At 36.7% G+C, this 15799-nt stretch carries 13 protein-coding genes, 1 tRNA gene and 4 pseudogenes; 2 read left to right on the forward strand and 16 right to left on the reverse strand.

Annotated features, from left to right (window positions below):
* Positions 1–71: 71 nt before the first annotated feature.
* From ACFIJQ_RS02115 to ACFIJQ_RS02135, 5 genes and pseudogenes are all read right to left on the reverse strand, one after another.
* Positions 72–2645, reverse strand: a pseudogene (locus ACFIJQ_RS02115) (DUF6990 domain-containing protein).
* A gap of 5 nt (positions 2646–2650) precedes the next feature.
* Positions 2651–3118: an SMI1/KNR4 family protein gene (locus tag ACFIJQ_RS02120; protein ID WP_375628308.1), complete on the reverse strand. Its 468-nt coding sequence runs from the start codon at positions 3116–3118 to the stop codon at positions 2651–2653.
* Between the two features lie 162 nt (positions 3119–3280).
* A pseudogene (locus ACFIJQ_RS02125) lies at positions 3281–3601 on the reverse strand (hypothetical protein); the annotation flags it as partial.
* A 91-nt stretch (positions 3602–3692) separates the two neighbouring features.
* A pseudogene (locus ACFIJQ_RS02130) lies at positions 3693–4981 on the reverse strand (ShlB/FhaC/HecB family hemolysin secretion/activation protein).
* 498 nt (positions 4982–5479) lie between these two features.
* Positions 5480–5554: a hypothetical protein gene (locus ACFIJQ_RS02135; RefSeq protein WP_375628330.1), complete on the reverse strand. Its 75-nt coding sequence runs from the start codon at positions 5552–5554 to the stop codon at positions 5480–5482.
* Positions 5555–5824: 270 nt separating this feature from the next.
* Between ACFIJQ_RS02135 and ACFIJQ_RS02140 the strand changes: the two are divergent.
* Positions 5825–6004, forward strand: a pseudogene (locus ACFIJQ_RS02140) (single-stranded DNA-binding protein); the annotation flags it as partial.
* Positions 6005–6046: 42 nt separating this feature from the next.
* Here the strand turns inward: ACFIJQ_RS02140 and ACFIJQ_RS02145 are convergent.
* The 6 genes from ACFIJQ_RS02145 to ACFIJQ_RS02170 all read right to left on the reverse strand — a co-directional run bounded on the left by ACFIJQ_RS02145 (position 6047) and on the right by ACFIJQ_RS02170 (position 11496).
* Positions 6047–6592, reverse strand: coding sequence for a biotin transporter BioY (locus ACFIJQ_RS02145; RefSeq protein WP_012754691.1), 546 nt, complete (start codon positions 6590–6592; stop codon positions 6047–6049).
* 257 nt (positions 6593–6849) lie between these two features.
* Positions 6850–7419: a biotin transporter BioY gene (locus tag ACFIJQ_RS02150; RefSeq protein WP_375628310.1), complete on the reverse strand. Its 570-nt coding sequence runs from the start codon at positions 7417–7419 to the stop codon at positions 6850–6852.
* 15 nt (positions 7420–7434) lie between these two features.
* Entirely contained in the window at positions 7435–8073 is a 639-nt protein-coding gene (locus tag ACFIJQ_RS02155; protein ID WP_375628311.1) for an energy-coupling factor transporter transmembrane component T family protein, read from the reverse strand.
* Positions 8070–8750, reverse strand: coding sequence for an energy-coupling factor ABC transporter ATP-binding protein (locus tag ACFIJQ_RS02160; protein WP_012754688.1), 681 nt, complete (start codon positions 8748–8750; stop codon positions 8070–8072). The genes ACFIJQ_RS02155 and ACFIJQ_RS02160 overlap by 4 nt, the downstream gene beginning before the upstream one ends.
* 40 nt (positions 8751–8790) lie before the next feature.
* Complete coding sequence (locus ACFIJQ_RS02165) at positions 8791–10218, reverse strand: amino acid permease (protein ID WP_273787839.1); 1428 nt, start codon at positions 10216–10218, stop codon at positions 8791–8793.
* 1074 nt (positions 10219–11292) lie between these two features.
* A complete protein-coding gene (locus ACFIJQ_RS02170; RefSeq protein WP_375628313.1) occupies positions 11293–11496 on the reverse strand; it encodes a SlyX family protein in 204 nt (67 codons plus the stop codon).
* Positions 11497–11948: 452 nt separating this feature from the next.
* Here ACFIJQ_RS02170 and ACFIJQ_RS02175 point away from each other — a divergent pair.
* Positions 11949–12024 (forward strand) — tRNA-Thr (locus ACFIJQ_RS02175).
* A 99-nt stretch (positions 12025–12123) separates the two neighbouring features.
* Here ACFIJQ_RS02175 and ACFIJQ_RS02180 read toward each other — a convergent pair.
* From ACFIJQ_RS02180 to ACFIJQ_RS02200, 5 genes are all read right to left on the reverse strand, one after another.
* The gene (locus tag ACFIJQ_RS02180) at positions 12124–12327 is read right to left on the reverse strand and encodes an AlpA family transcriptional regulator (protein ID WP_015856272.1); all 204 of its coding nucleotides are present in this window, start codon (positions 12325–12327) and stop codon (positions 12124–12126) included.
* 83 nt (positions 12328–12410) lie between these two features.
* Positions 12411–13034 carry a lambda exonuclease family protein gene (locus tag ACFIJQ_RS02185; protein ID WP_375628315.1) on the reverse strand — a complete coding sequence of 208 codons (624 nt, stop codon included), beginning with the start codon at positions 13032–13034 and terminating at the stop codon, positions 12411–12413.
* Position 13035: 1 nt separating this feature from the next.
* On the reverse strand, positions 13036–13845 hold the full coding sequence (locus ACFIJQ_RS02190; protein ID WP_375628317.1) for an ERF family protein: 810 nt from the start codon (positions 13843–13845) through the stop codon (positions 13036–13038).
* 154 nt (positions 13846–13999) lie between these two features.
* Positions 14000–14527 carry an antA/AntB antirepressor family protein gene (locus ACFIJQ_RS02195; RefSeq protein ID WP_375628319.1) on the reverse strand — a complete coding sequence of 176 codons (528 nt, stop codon included), beginning with the start codon at positions 14525–14527 and terminating at the stop codon, positions 14000–14002.
* Between the two features lie 359 nt (positions 14528–14886).
* Complete coding sequence (locus tag ACFIJQ_RS02200) at positions 14887–15615, reverse strand: Rha family transcriptional regulator (protein WP_375628321.1); 729 nt, start codon at positions 15613–15615, stop codon at positions 14887–14889.
* Between the last annotated feature and the right edge of the window lie 184 nt (positions 15616–15799).

Below are 15799 nucleotides of genomic sequence, written 5' to 3' on the forward strand. Positions count from 1 at the left end.
GATTTTTTCAAAATAATCAATGTATTCTTTGTTCTAAATAGACTTAATACACTCTCCTTCCAAGAGCGAGATTATTCCTCGCTAGAAAACTCTGAGTGATTATCGAAATCCTTTTGCCACCTGTTTAATTAAAGCGTAGCTCACTTGCTTCACCTTTGCTACTTCTTTGGCTAAAGCTAATGCACGTTCAAGGTGGGTTTTGTTGATGCTCTCGTCAAAGCCTAGGTGATCCTCTGCCGTAAAGCTTTTCTGATAAGATTGTAAGGTCTCAACATCACCCAATAAAGCAAGAGCGCCAAGATGAAGTAAAGCATAATCCGTATCGTTTGCTTTGGACGTGGTGCTTTTTTCCCAAGGAGCAGTGCCATAATCAGAGCGAAGTCTTTTAGAAAGGTCAATGTCTGTTACCGCCCATTCTAAAGCATCATCAAGCGCCTGTGTTAAACGATCCGCAGTGACTTCTGGTTCAAAGATTTCTAATCCCTTGGCTTCAAAATTAAGCTGTATATCTGGAATATCTTCCGTGTGGGTAGGATCAATGAATTTACAAGCGGTGGAAAGAATGCCCGTGCTAATCATAAAGGCGCTATCAAATTGCGGGTAGTCTTTGGCAATTTCGTCGTTATAAAGAATATCTACTTCACGATCAGCCAATTGATAGCTTGCCATATGGTCATTCTCATTGATTTTCTCGGTTGACCAGCCTAGGCTTTTTAAAAGTGCATGAGCACTTTCCATGGTGAGACGATCATCAGTGTCATCCACTTCATCCACTTCCTCTGCCACTTCAACAGAAGTTGTTTTAGAAGCAACAGATGCTGTTTGCGCATCCAAGCTTAAAATCGGAGCATTTTTAGGAAAACCAGTCCGATAACGGCGTGCAAGAGTAAGGACGTTATCAATAATATGTGCTATGTTTTCCCTTATCAAAGCTGAAAAGTTTTTATCCTTCAAACTTTCCTTATAAAATTTGAGTTTTTCAACATCCCCAATAAGAATAAGTGCAATAAGGTGCAACTTCGCAAAATCATATTCACTGTCTGGGGACAAAGCCGCATAATCATAGATGATTTGATTCACATTTTGTCGATCAGCCCAGCACAAAATATCCGCACAGATCTGCTTCAGTTTACCTTCATCCAATTCAGTACTAGAAACTGCATAAACTTCTTCTGATTCTTTAAGAACGGTATATTGGGGAGTATTGATGAAAATAGATCGATAAGCTGTAGAAAAACCAAGTGTTGAAAGAGAAACCTTGAAGGTAACAAATGGTGTCTCTCCGTTTTTATCAAGGTTGTACACTATATTAATGATACGATCTTTCTTTATAAAATAAGCATTGCAATTGTAATTTTTATCACGATAGACTGTCCAGTCCATCCTTTTTAAGTCTTCAGAAACTGTATTAAGAAAAGACAAATCTTGTAAACTAAGACGATCATCTATAGCTTTTCGCTCATTAAGGATTTTCAGATATTCTTCAGCAAATTGAACGGCCTGGTTAATATATCTCTCTACTTCACGGTCATCCAAAATTTCAGAAATCGTACCGGCTTCTAAAAAATTTTGATAAGATTTCAGGACATCAATTTGACCTGTTAATGCTAAACAAGCTAAATGCCAGACTATATCTATATTGTAGCTATATTTTTGGATAAGCGTTTTGCTTTCTATTGATGCTTGTAAATCTTGGGCACGTGCCCACTGTATTATCCGCTCAGAGATTTTGATAAGCTCTTGCTCATCTAATGTCTCTACACAAATATCAATACCTTTACCAAAACCACTAAAAATCCCCCCCCAATCGTATTAAAAGAATTATAAAGCCCCGTAGGAGAAACGCACCAATATTCGTCACTATAGTGAATACAATTGCAAGCGACAGAAATCATTTCATTAGATATTTCAGCTTCAATACGGACATTGTAATTGTCATGGAGACGTATAAAACCAAAATCAAATTGAATAAAGCGGTCGGGCAAAATCAACCACATTTTTCCAGGCTCCGTAGAAAACCACCCTTGTGTTTTGAGAACGCGCATTGCTGCTGTGAGGCTTATCGAGCGCTGTTTGGTTTTTTTGCGCGTTAGAATATCATCTAATTCCCCATTTTTATAGGCCTGTGCAAAAAAAAGCAGGCGATCATCCGATGTCATTGTTTTATAATCAGCAAATTCTGGCACAGATAGTTTTGGAGTAGATCTATCACTCCTTAAAGCCTCCATATCACCAAGTAATGCTTGTGCAACGGCAGAATGATCAGCAGCTTCCTCGCACAACTTTTTTTCAATATCCTGTGCTTGCGCCCATGCAACCACTTTGTTTAAAGCGGTTGTGATATGGCTTTCGGAAAGATCCGGAACTTTAACATTAAAATCCTCCTTCGCGTAAAACAGCATATCTCCATATTTACGCTGTGATTTTTCACCTCTAGAATATTCCCAGCCAAGACAATAAGCAGCGGTGGTGAGATCAGCCGAAAGCAAAAACTCTTTGCCTCTCTCTCCATAATTTTTTACACCATAGCCAATGTCAATAATGCGATCGGGAAGATGATAATGCGCAAAAGTATCACCCACGTTATCACGATAAGGCTCCCAGCCCAGTCTTTTTAAAATCTCTGTGACATCTTTAGTTTGCATCGTCATTACCCCCCAGCATGTTCCATAATTCTTTTACAGAGAAATTCATAAAAATTACTTGCGTAATACTGGGGATTGCTAGGTGGAAATCTAAGATAGAGCGGGCACTCACCATCCTGAAACTGAGTATAATCAAAGTAAAAGGTTTCACCAAAATCTGTTCTATTGACAACAAGCTGCTGTGGTTTTGCTAAACCATTTTTTATATCTGTTAAGTGATAATAAACAATATCACCAGCAGGATTATCTTCAAAACTTGCGTTATAAATGCTAAAAATTTCATAACCTCCAATTTCTCCTCCTCCATAATTTTTTAAAAAACTTTTGTAGGACGAGGTGAATTGTAAACCAAGAGTTCTCTCAGCCTTTTCAATCAATATATCATCAGGTGCATCCTCTGCAGTGCCAAAGTCGATAACATCCGGATATTTATCAATTAATACTGCAACATCAGCTAAGGTATAGGTTTTCATAGATGATCCCCCTAAAAGTGATTAACAATTCTTGCATTTTTGAAAACAAAAAAGGATGACGGCTTTAACAGTGTATTTCAAAAGGAAACCGCCCAACAAAAGCGTCATTCCAAATTAGCTATAATTCTTTTACAGAGGAATTCATAGAAGTTATTGTATAATATTGTCATATTTGTTATGAGAAAGACCTTGTCCATTGGGGCGAACAATATCAATCAGCGGCACATCATTGCCGGCTTTCCCCACCGTGGGGCGGAAAACAGAGCCAACCCCGTCAGCTGCTTTAATCCCTTGGCTCTCTTGTGCAACAGGACTTCGCGCTTCAAGCGCTTGTGCTTGCAACAACAAAGGCTGAAAAGCTAAGCAAAAACTTAAAACAAGTGAAAGCCCCTTATGGATCCCTCGCTGCAAAACACAAAAAACGCGCTGCCCTCGCTTGTATCCATATCCCAATTTGTGCTTTTGATCTTTCAATCCCCGCATTTTTAGCTCCTCATAAAATTCTTTATCTCTTAAAAAAAACACCCCATATGGGTGTAAACAGAAAGGCGATATTTTTTACCGCCCCTTTGCTCTAAAATCTCAATAATGCCCGCACTTGAAATAACCCTGTCGCATTTCCCTTTTCTCGCACTGTTGATTGGGTTAAAATATTCGAATAAGATACATCAACGTCCGTAATTTCTCCGGTTGCATGGAAACCAAGAGTTGCCCCAACGAGACACCCGCCAAAACTGTTTTTGCTTACATCATTGGCCACGGCTCCCAGATCAAGCGCCATATAAGGGGAAAATTGGCTCACAAATTTACGCCCCATTCTCGAAGAAAAACCTGGCAACAACAGCGACAATTCATTGCGCCAAAACACCCCATTGTTACCGTAATAAATCGCCTCACACACCCCGCGCGCAGATGAATTACCACCAAGCGACATTTGCTCTGAACTAAACAACGTATCGGGTGATAATTGTCCTGAAAACAGCATGTTATAGCGAAAGTTATACTGTTTGAGCGAAAAAGGACGCACGTAGCCTAGAGAAAAAGACAATTTGGAAAATTGCCCTTTGGGAGCATTTTTTGTTGCATTCTCTTGCTCTTTATCATCATAAGCGCCAAGAATTGCCAAACCCTTATGAAACCCTATATGCGCGCTTAACTCTCCTCCAAGCCACTTGCGCGAATGATCAAGCTCAAAGGTTGCAATAGCCAATTTACGGCTGGAAACATCAACCCGACTGCCCATAATAAAATTATCAGAATATTTCCATGTTAACCGTCCTGTAAGCCAGGTCTTTCCCTCTTGATCACGGTCGATAACCCGTGAAATCCACGGTGTCAGCGATAAAGACTTACCCGCAGTCATAATATCGGAAAATATTCCCTTAACACTTGAATGATATTGGCTCCACGTCCCATCAAAACCTGTTGTCCAATAGCCATAGGGAAGAGAAAATGATCCCGTTAGAGTATCACTATTGGGACGCTTGTGAGAAAAATGATACGGACCACCATCCATGGAGCGCTGATAGCTAAACGACCATTGATCCCTAACAGATCATCAAAAGAAAGGCTCAAGCGCGTTTGATAAAGCCCTGTCGCTTGAGCGCTAAGATTATCGCTGGAAAGCGTGATAAGACAAGGTTTCTGTTTTTCAATATGAACATCGAGTATCAAACCACCCGAATTGCACCCCGTACCAAGATTAATGGTGGCTTGGCGTGAGAAAAGTCGATTGATTTGATCAAGCCATTGCTCTATCTGGCGCAGACTGGTCGGTTTCCCAATAAGATTTGGAAAAGCCGTGGTGATTTCTCCCTGAAGTCTCCTCTCAACTTTATGCCCATCCAGAGTGATATCTTCCATCACACCTTCAACAACAACAATCTTGAGATGACCGTGCAGGCAGAGTAAAATAGGCTTAAAATTTGCCAACAGTTAGAGGAATTAGTGTCTAAAAAATTCTGCTAATGAGGTTTATTTTGCTTTTCCTTGACTTTTAAGCCACGCTAGCATGTCTGAATCCACACGCACAGTTAGCAACAGTTTTCGTTGGTTTATAGAACGGATTGAGAACGGCGTTTTTCCAGAACGCATCATTGAGTGACGAAATATCTCTATGATCAATTGTACTGTCCGGCATTACAGCCAGTTTATCAACTTCAACTCTCTGTTTATCTGTCAAAGGTGATAAGTTACCTACCTCAATTTCATAACGAACTTTCTTCTTTATAACGTTTCCTTTCTTTCAAGTTAGCTCGCCGTGCTGAAATAATACGGATTCCCTCTATGCCATCTTTATCGTCATAGACAGTATGCGCTACGAATAATAATAAAAAAACCATCCATGAGCCCTAAAGCTTGCTAACCATACTCTCCGTTTTCAATACGATCTTGTTTAGCTATGGAGAATGAGTCCGAAAAAACACATGCAGCCATTTCAAAACTTACACGGTGCTTTCTAAGATTATTTTTTGTTTTAGCTTCATCCCATTCAAATCTTATTTTTATACCTTATATTAACACATTTATAAGGGTATTATGTACATCAAGAGTTTTAAATGAACACTGAATTATCGATGTTTTTGTACAATTAATATAATTTAATACTTTAAAAATTAGTGATTAATTAACTGAAAATATAAAAAAATAATAAATAATCCTAAGGCGTTATGCATATAATATGCAAATCGAATAAAACTTACAAGCATGTTGAATAAAATGATATTAATTGACTATTTAGGGGTCTGCTCCTGAAAGCAAAAAAATGAATTTTGGTGCCGAAATCTTCAACTTTCGTATGGCTACCTTTGAGAGCTATACAGATAAAAATACCAATAAAAAGTAAATAAAACAGAATGGTATTCCGTGGTACTTTTTAATCCACATACATTTGGCAAAAATTGTTCTTCAGTACAGAACTACCCCTTTTTAAGAATGAATGAGAGGAGCGATTTTTTTAATGGTCAACGCTACAAAGGATGCAATCAGCACTTTCAAGAAACCACCAGCCAAAAAACCTAATGAACTTATTAAAACCGTCAGCAAAGGAACCTGAGTCATATAAGCTACCCATGGTATTCCAAAAGAATAGACTATCCCAATGCCGCCCACAGTATTTATCACAAATAATGTTATAAAATTTAACCGCTTCCAAAACAATTCTACCATTAAACCAATAAAAAATGCAGCAAATGGAAAACTAATCAGATAACCACTCGTAACTCCTGAAAAAACACTAATTCCACCACGACCACCAGGCAATAGAGGTAACCCAATCGCAATAAGAACAAGGAAAAGAAGTGATGCTAAAGCTCCCCTTTTCGCTCCAAGTATAGAGCCTGCTAACATCGGAGCCATAGACTGAGCTGTAATAGGGACACCCAGCGAAAAAGGAAGATAAATAGGAGGAAAAAGACTCAAAACAGCGTAAATAGCGGCAAATAAAGCAATATAAACTAAATCTTTTGTATTCACTGAATTCTTCCTTCACTATGAAAAAACTTTTGTTATTGTTGTATAATTAATAAAAAGTATCAGATTTATAAAAGTACACTTTAAATGCCTTAGATATAGAGAAAAATACTATAATAATTTATTTTAATAATATCACTTATATAAATCACATTAGATTCTACAATGTTTAATTACATCATAGATTACTATGGTTAAATTCAGTAAACTTATTGTGATACATGAATATCATATAATAACAGCATAACAAAATAATACATTTATTTTAGCTTGTTCTTATTATGCTTTGAATGAATGAGAGGAACAGATCTTTTAATCGCGAGTGCAACAAAGGATGCAATCAACACTTTTAAACAATCGCCTATCAAAAAACCTGATGAAGCCATTAAAACCTTCGGTAAAGAGACTTTGGTCATATACGCTGTCCATGGAACACCAAAAGAATAAATTATCCCAATGCCACCAACAATATTTATCACAAATAATGTTATAAAATTTAACCGCTTCCAAAACAATTCTACCATTAAACCAATAAAAAATGCAGCAAATGGAAAACCTATTAAGTAACCACTTGCAATCCCTGAAAAGACACTGATCCCACCGCGACCACCAGGCAACAGAGGTAATCCAATCGCAACAAGAACAAGAAAAAGGAGTGACGCTAAAGCACCCCTTTTTGCCCCAAGAATAGACCCTGCTAGCATCGGTCCCATCGATTGAGCTGTAATAGGTACCCCTAGAAGAAAAGGAAGATAAATAGAAGGGAAAAGGCCCAAAATAGCATAAATAGCGGCAAATAAAGCAATATAAACTAAATCTTTTGTATTCATTTAATTCTTCTTTCACTATAAAAAACTTTGATTATTATGAGATGCTGTATCAATGGTATCAGCATCATAAGAACGCGCTTCCAATGCTTCAGCCACTTCTGAAGCCATTCTTATGGTTCGTATAATTAAAGGTATCGCAAGAGCGACAATGTTAGTATTAAGTCCCCGTGCTTGCTGTGCTTCATGTACCTCATTAAACTTTTCACTCAAAAGAGGAATAAACCTGATCGCCATAGAGATAACCATACTCACTTTTGATGGATTTATACCAAAACAGCAAAAAGGCTGAAGCCCAACTTCAATTGCATCCACCATATCTGAAACTTTTGTTGTGAATGAAACAAGTGATGATAAAGAAAAGAGGATAACAAGACGTAATATGACCTCAACCCCCGTAAGCCAACCGCTAAAAATAGTTTGAAATACAAATAGAAGAACTAAAAGCAATCCCATCGATTTAAATTGCTTTATCGCAGTTTTGAGAGGGACCTTGGCGACTCTATAGAATAAGATGACCAACAACAAAAATAACCCAAGAAGCGCTATGGAAGAAACCATTATTATAAAAGTTCCACACGTCGCAAGAAATAATAACTTAACTCCAGGACTTAACCTATGAATAAACGTATCCCTTGGAATATATAAACCGATCATGACATTCTTCTTATATACTCCTTGATAGCAACAAAAGGTACATCATCAATTGCTATCTCCCCCTTATCAAAAACCAGCACTCTATCAAACTTTTTCAAAAACTCCAAATCATGCGATACAACTATTGCCGTTTGTGGTAATTCTTCTATCACTTGCGTAACGCGATGCTTATTTCGCAAATCAAGTAATGTCGTCGGCTCATCAAAAATAATGTAGTCTGGTTTCATTGCAACTACACCGGAAATAGCAACGAGTTGTTTTTGTCCACCACTTAATAAATGGACAGCGTGATTTCTGAAGTCTTGAAGTTCATAGCGCTGTAAAATTTCATCTACACGCTCCTTAATTTCATCTTTACTAAGCTTTAAATTTTTGAGACCAAATGATAAGTCCTCTTCAACTAATGGTAAAACAATCTGATTATCGGGATTCTGAAATACAAATCCAACTTTACGCTTTACTGCTTTTGCATCGCGCTTGGTATCAAGCCCATCAACGCTTACAAAACCGTGAGATGGTAATTGGAGTCCATTAATAAGACGAACAAATGTACTTTTTCCAGAACCATTCGCACCTATAACAGCAATTCGTTTTTCGGTAAGCTGTACAGTAATATTCCTTAAAACACACAAATCACCAAAAACTTGTGTTACCTCATCAAATTTTATAGTCCCCAAGATTTATTCCAATCAATCCCTTTTATTAGCTCTTCTTTCTCTATCGTTTCAGTTTATAACCTAAAAGTAATAATAAGCACCATAGAGGAATAATAATGACTGCCAAACTCATATCAGGCATCTGTACAGGAATATATGTTTCAAGAAAAGGCACGCTTATTCCTATCATATCAAAAAGTCGAGTCATCAATCCATTTTGCCCAAAACCACTGATAAACATAATGCAAAATAATAAAGCAAGAAAGCAGAGACAAAGATAGTTAGCGTAAGGATATAAACCAAACGCATAAGTAAAGTTGCCTTTTCTGTTCTTATGTGCATTGCGAAATTTCAAATGAACAATAACAATAATAGCCCAAGTAATCACTGCTGCTGCAGTTGCAAGAGCCATGATCCGCATGAAACTATTATCAGGAACAAGAGCATTAACAACGACAATCAACACCGTACAGAATGATGAAAAAAGGATAGCAATATAAGGAACACGAGCAGCACTCAGTTTACTAAAAATATGTGGTGCATTTTTTTGTACAGCTAAACTATAAAGCATACGTCCATTAGAATAAATGCCACTATTGTAAACAGAAATAGCAGCCATAATCACCACAAAATTCAAAATATGACCAGCAGCAGGAATTCCTATAGTCTCGAAAATTGTAACAAAAGGACTACCATTTTTTCCAATCATATTCCAAGGGCTGATTATCATAATAACGCTGATAGAACCAATATAAAAAATTATAATCCTCCACATAACTTGACGGATAGCCGCTGGAATTGTTTTTTGTGGATCAGATGCCTCTCCAGCAGCAATACCAATAAGCTCTGTTCCTCCAAAAGAAAACATTACTACAGAAGTCGCTAAAACAACCCCTACTGCTCCATAAGGGAAAAAACCGCCATGGTCCCAAAGATAATGAATATTCGCTTGATTTTCCCCTAGTCCAGTGACAATGAGAAAAATTCCCAAAATAATCATACCAATAACAGCAGCCACTTTGATCAAAGCGCAAGCAAATTCAAATTCTCCATAAAAACGAACATTAAACAAGTTAATGAATGTAACAAATAAAAGAACAACGAAAGATGCCTTCCAGTGATCAATCAAAATCCAATGATCAAGGTAAAACCCTATCACTGTAAGTTCAGCCATGCTCACAAGAATATAAAGAAACCAATAATTCCAACCTGTTATGAAACCAGCTAATCTCCCCCAATATTTATAAGCAAAAAAACTAAATGCTCCTGAAGACGGTTCTTCTACTGACATTTCACCAAGCATTCGCATAATGAAATACATAATAAGTCCGCCGACAAGATAAGATAAAATGACTGAGGGACCAGCTAATTGAATTGCCTCGGTTGACCCATAAAAAAGTCCCGTCCCAATAACGCCACCCAAAGCAATCATTTGAATATGGCGATTTTGAAGGCTACGCTTCAATTCATTGTGCTTTTTTTCAAACATCATGCCTCATTACTTTTGTTGAGCCTAACCTCAACTTTTATCGAAAAATTAGGCACCTTTTTCAAAAAACACAAAACAAACGTAAACTTATTTTCTTATCATAATGCAACTCCTTATTTTTTTGTGCATTATACATATGCCCCGTTGAAGTTTTAAGAAAAAATATGCTCCACTATTTATTTAAATTAATGTCCTTCATTTTCGTTACACTAACCATTATAGCATTGGTCATTGATAACGCACACTCTGTAATCACATCCCATTGGACAACAACCCCCTTTAATAAAATTTTAATAAACCTTCTGCAAACAGATGTCTATCACCTTAATCAATCTCTATGCAAGGTAATGCCTGATTTTCTGTCCTCAATTTGCATTACTCTCACTTATTTACCAGCATGGTTTATCTTTGGTGCTTTAGCAATAGTATTTTGTATCTTAAATTACGAAAAACAAAAACCTTTTCACCAAATATCATATACATATAACGAAGAATATATTTAATCTTGAAAAAGACTTCTAGAGCTTTTTGTACTATACACAACCGATATCGCTTAGAGCACCTCACCCGATTAAAACAACTGAAAATAACTTGATCATCAGAATGGATTAAAACGCTCTATTATAAATATACGCGCTCACTTATGATTTCTATGGATAACGATAACATCGCTTCATTTGTATCAATTTAAAAAAATTAGCGAATAAATCTAACTCCCATCTATAGAAAACTCTGTACAGAAAAAACTTAACATATTGAAGTTAATATATTTTTATGGATGCTTTTTTATACTCTACAAAAACTTTTCTTAATTTTAGTACTAGAAATCACATATAAAAAACGTCTTCTAATATCAGCACTCCTTATAAAATTGGAACTTCTTGAAATTAATGAAGAAGCTTATAAAAATTATTCTACAAATCTAACAAAATGCGTTAAATAAAAACTAATCTGTAAATAATTGCAATTGTAATAAAGAACATTTCGCACCTTCCTCCCACTGTAATATCCACCCTATTACATCTAAAAAAATCCAAGAGAATATCAACAGAAGAATTTTTAAGCACCTTCTCCCTATTGAGAAAATGGTAAAATAACAGCTTCAGTAACACTCTGTTCTTTTAAATCTGAAAATCGTCTCACTAAGACATCAACTTTTTTAGATATCTCATCCAAACTTTTCCATTGATTAGTTACCACTCGAGAAAGTTCCTCAATGAATTTTTCTTGGTAAGCTAGCTTTATTTCTAGTTCTATCAGCCGATCTTCATCCGACATGATCTTACTCCATCTTAAATAAAAAAACGTGATTAATTTTATTAATCCTCCCCCTTTTTCTTCCCCTAAAAATGAGAAGTAACTTTTCAACTAATTCTACTCATCTTATTTGCACATTATAAAGGGTTTATAATGATCTTTATTTTCCTAATCACTTATTCAACAAATTTCTTTCTTAAGAATCAGAAATTTTTTTATCTTTACTAAGTTATCTTGACACCATTTTCTATCCTAAGGATCTACATTCCCAGCTTCTTAATTTGAGTGCTATCGTAAATTGGAAAGCATTTATAGTATTAAGATCAAAGAATACTGTCCTCTGACTTTTACATACTTCTCCTGCAAATTATTATCATATTTTATAAATTATTGAAAAAATGCATTCTTGCTTTTATACGTACTTTTAGCTATTACCCTCAAATTAGTTTTGTCTCATTGATTTACAAACCTATGCCGCATTAGCTCAGTTGGTAGAGCACATCATTCGTAATGATGGGGTCGCTGGTTCGAATCCGGCATGCGGCACCACTTTTTGTGTTTAGCATATTGAAATATATAGATTTTTTCTTTAAATAGCCATTTTCAGACCACCTTTTAGACCACCTTCTACAGTTTATATAATTTTACCTAATTTGTTCTTATTTGCTCCTTATTTTTCTTTGGAGTGAAGGCTAAGATCTCTTTTTTTCTCCATCTCACTGCTCTCCCTAGCTTATATGGCTCCGGAAACACCCCCTGAAGCACCCAATTGCGAATCGTTGTTGTGGATACACTAAAAAGCTGTGCACACTCACGTGTCGTTACATATCTATCTCCATCATCAAATATCATCTCATTACCTTTCTCTTTTTTATGTTAATTAAATGGGTGGGGGTGCTTAAGCAAGAGGAGAAGGAGAGAGCACCCCCATAGGTTTAAGCAGCTTTTGCCAAAATCTTTTGCATCTCTTGTTCTATTTCCCCTAAAAAGATTTCGACCGCTTTATTAATCTCTTCAATGTGTTTCTCATCACGGAGGACGCGTTTGACTTTCATTCTCAAACCAGTAGATTTGCCTACAAAGTTTGGATTATAGCTAATGAAATCACACCACTTTCGTCCTGTACAAGCCATTTGGAATTGCATTTGTGCGATATATTCAGGCTTGATTTCGTCATACATAAAAAAACGAAGATGAGTCGTTGATTGTGGACATTTGACTTCGATTAAACCGTCCTCTCCAATCAACCCATCAGGACTTGCCCCCGCCATTTTCATTTTTGGGTGGGGGATAAACCCGCATCTTGTGACTTCTGCGTCATAAATGAATTCATATTCTCTTAAGGCATTCTCTTCATATGCAATGCCCCATTGCATAGCAGGTGTTGTATAAGATTGGCTTATTTCTTCTATTAAGCGTTCTGTCATGAGTTTCGTTTTGTAGTCTTCATATTTGCTTGTAGGCAAACCTTTTGCTGTCTTACTGAGTACGTTGTAAACGTTTGAAGCAGTGACTTTTCCTAGCCTTGCTTGAAACCATTCTGCTGTTCTTTGCTCCATCTCACACCGCCGTTTGTTGTTGAGTTGGTGCATATTCAATATCTTGTATAGGTGCATCTAATTGCTCTTGTTGTGCTTTTTTCATTTGTGAACGTTGCTTCTTTTTCAAAGAAAACAAAGCGATTTGAGCTTGTTTATAAGACATATCTGTTAGATTTTTTGCTCCTACGAAAGAGATAAGCTTACTTTCTTCAGATTGTGTTTTTTTAATTAATTCTTTGATTTCATTCATTTGTTTAGGAGAGATACCTGAAAGAAGCGTGTTGCCATCTGTATCGTCTTCTTTTCTTGCGACATTAAGAAGCATGCCTAAGAGATATCTACGTGCGTAGGTGAGAGTAGAACCAACCGCTTGTATGTTATTTTTGCTCCCTGTAGCGTCAAAAGGAAATGTTCCTTCTGTTGATATTTCATTGCCTGATATATGCTTTAAAGTCATTTCTACGGTTACGTTGTCTGAACTCTGCTCTTTGATACGAGAGAACAAGGCAAAGTGATGTGTTGCAAGAGTTTCTTTGATTGAATCAATATATTTATCAAGCGTGGTATAGAGGCTTTTAATATGTGTATTAATGGCGTTTTGTTCGATATCTTTGTATTCCATTTGCATAGCAGAAAGATCACGGACAAAGTTTTGACGCTCTTGTCGTTTTATCTCTTGTTCTCGCAATTCAAGAAGACGCTTGAGACGATCCAGATCAACATCATTGTCTAAAGCTCTTTCTAAAATCAGCTCCATAGCTGTAGATTTGACTTCACAATCGTTCGTTGTTTCCACTAATTCCGTTTGTGTGGTACTTAGTTCACTCATCTTGATTTCCTCCTATTTGAGCGCAATTCCCCCGTGGCGTGAATCACGCTGGTGTTTAAAAGTTGGTTGGTTGTTACAATCCTGTTTCTAGAGACTGTGTGATATTGACCACCTCCCCGTCTGAAAAGACGAGGAAATGAAATCATATTTTAAACTAAGCAGCTTTTACGACAGATCTTTCTAAGACCTGTTTCGCTTCTTTAATGAGAGCTTTATATTTTCTGTTTTCTTCATCTACTCTGAAGGCATCAAGAAGACGCACATGAATTGGACCTAAAAGATATAAAACTTTTTCACCAGCGTTCATTCCCTCCCAATAGCTTGGCAAATCAAAGCGTGTATCACGATCATAATCAACAGATTGGTTTCTTAGTTTTTTCTCACACTCAATAAAGTAACGACGTGCCTGTCGTCCTTTCTTATTACGTTCAACCATGGAAAGCTCTTTCGCCATATCTAAGGTGAGATGATATTCTACTGCTATAGCATTGTTCGCTTCCATTTTTTTGTGGAAGAGAATAAAATCTTGCCTTTCAAGAAAAGAATAAGCAATGATGCGTTTTTTTATCCAAGTAGAGAAATCTTGTTTGCTTTCCAAAAATGCATGCAACTCACGCGCATTAACGGTTTGAACTGTTTCCTGATCAATTGTTTGTTCTGTAATTTTTATAAGAGTGTTCATAATGAACTCCTATGCAGTTAGATGTTTTTCATTGACATCCAATAAAGGATGCCGGGTGCTGAAAAACACGGTGCATAGTCCGTCGTTACGCTTTCCCCATAAAGAGTATTGTATAGCGTAACTACACCCGACAAAGTCATTATATGCGTGTAACATACAACGAGTCAAAGCCTTTAATATGCGGAAAATAAACTGTTTCGGCAATTCATCCGCTATGCATCTAAGGTGTTTTTCAAGCACCTGATTCGACAATAGACATACTGATATTATTTTGTCAATTAAAAATTTTGAAAATTGACGCAAATAAATCATATCGATTTTATCAGTAAATTCGTATTTCTTTTCCATGATTGTTTCTCTTAATGCATGCTTTGTCTTTTAATCTCTTGAGACAGCAGCCCCATACCTTTTGTGGTGATTTTTGCGCAAGGAATGACCTTTTCTATTCCATTTGCGGTTTGAAGTGTGATGGTTGGACAATCCATAAGTTTCTTTTGGATTTTGTCTTGATAAGGAAGCAAATTTCCACCTGCTGCTCGTCTGTAAACCCAACCTTTTTTCTGTAAGAAGAGAATGAACTGTTTTGGTTGCATCTCGAGTATTTTAGCGGCTTCTGTAAGACCAAAAAGCCCATTATGGCGCTGTAAGCTTTCAAGAGCCATTGCCTTTGGTGTTAAATCTTCAATGATGGTGTCTTTTTGATCTATTTGACCTTGTAGGTAATTCAAAAAGCCAATCATAGCCTTTGGACTTGAGTAGTCGATTTGTGGTGTTACTGCTTGCTTTTCCAATTCTTGCCAACGGTCTATAATCCTAGCACGTAATGTCATGCTGTAACCCGAAACTAAGATAAGGCATTCACGTTTAGGAAGGTTGTAACAGTTTTGGGTCTTACCCTGTTTATCTAAATAGGTGGATCCAAATTTGGATTGACCCCCTTCAGGATATAATTCTCCTAACATTTGTCGAATATCACGCATAATATGCGCATGTTGCTTACCGCATAACTCTGCAATTTCACGACTAGACATGGTTGGAACAGTTTGGTTATTAAAATTGTTTTCTGCTGTTGTGATAAGCTTATACATGATGAACTCCTTTCAAGAAGTTCGTATTTTTTTCAGATGTTATAATAAGGCTTTTCATCATCACCCCCTTAATTAAGAAAAACACAAGGTTTGATATAATATTCTGTCATAGTTTCTATGACGTTCTGCTTGAGCAATTTTCCTTGCTGCGTGAATTTTGAAATAATGATTATCGGTTTTATCT

The organism is Bartonella sp. TT67HLJMS (assembly GCF_042193375.1).
Taxonomy (GTDB): domain Bacteria; phylum Pseudomonadota; class Alphaproteobacteria; order Rhizobiales; family Rhizobiaceae; genus Bartonella; species Bartonella grahamii.

What these genes read in the sequence shown, in the direction of transcription:
- ACFIJQ_RS02120 (WP_375628308.1), bottom strand. Translation starts at nt 3,118, where the DNA reads ATGAAAACCTATACCTTAGCTGATGTTGCAGTATTAATTGATAAATAT.
- ACFIJQ_RS02150 (WP_375628310.1), bottom strand. Translation starts at nt 7,419, where the DNA reads ATGAATACAAAAGATTTAGTTTATATTGCTTTATTTGCCGCTATTTAT.
- ACFIJQ_RS02155 (WP_375628311.1), bottom strand. Translation starts at nt 8,073, where the DNA reads ATGATCGGTTTATATATTCCAAGGGATACGTTTATTCATAGGTTAAGT.
- ACFIJQ_RS02165 (WP_273787839.1), bottom strand. Translation starts at nt 10,218, where the DNA reads ATGTTTGAAAAAAAGCACAATGAATTGAAGCGTAGCCTTCAAAATCGC.
- ACFIJQ_RS02170 (WP_375628313.1), bottom strand. Translation starts at nt 11,496, where the DNA reads ATGTCGGATGAAGATCGGCTGATAGAACTAGAAATAAAGCTAGCTTAC.
- ACFIJQ_RS02180 (WP_015856272.1), bottom strand. Translation starts at nt 12,327, where the DNA reads ATGATATTTGATGATGGAGATAGATATGTAACGACACGTGAGTGTGCA.
- ACFIJQ_RS02185 (WP_375628315.1), bottom strand. Translation starts at nt 13,034, where the DNA reads ATGGAGCAAAGAACAGCAGAATGGTTTCAAGCAAGGCTAGGAAAAGTC.
- ACFIJQ_RS02190 (WP_375628317.1), bottom strand. Translation starts at nt 13,845, where the DNA reads ATGAGTGAACTAAGTACCACACAAACGGAATTAGTGGAAACAACGAAC.
- ACFIJQ_RS02195 (WP_375628319.1), bottom strand. Translation starts at nt 14,527, where the DNA reads ATGAACACTCTTATAAAAATTACAGAACAAACAATTGATCAGGAAACA.
- ACFIJQ_RS02200 (WP_375628321.1), bottom strand. Translation starts at nt 15,615, where the DNA reads ATGTATAAGCTTATCACAACAGCAGAAAACAATTTTAATAACCAAACT.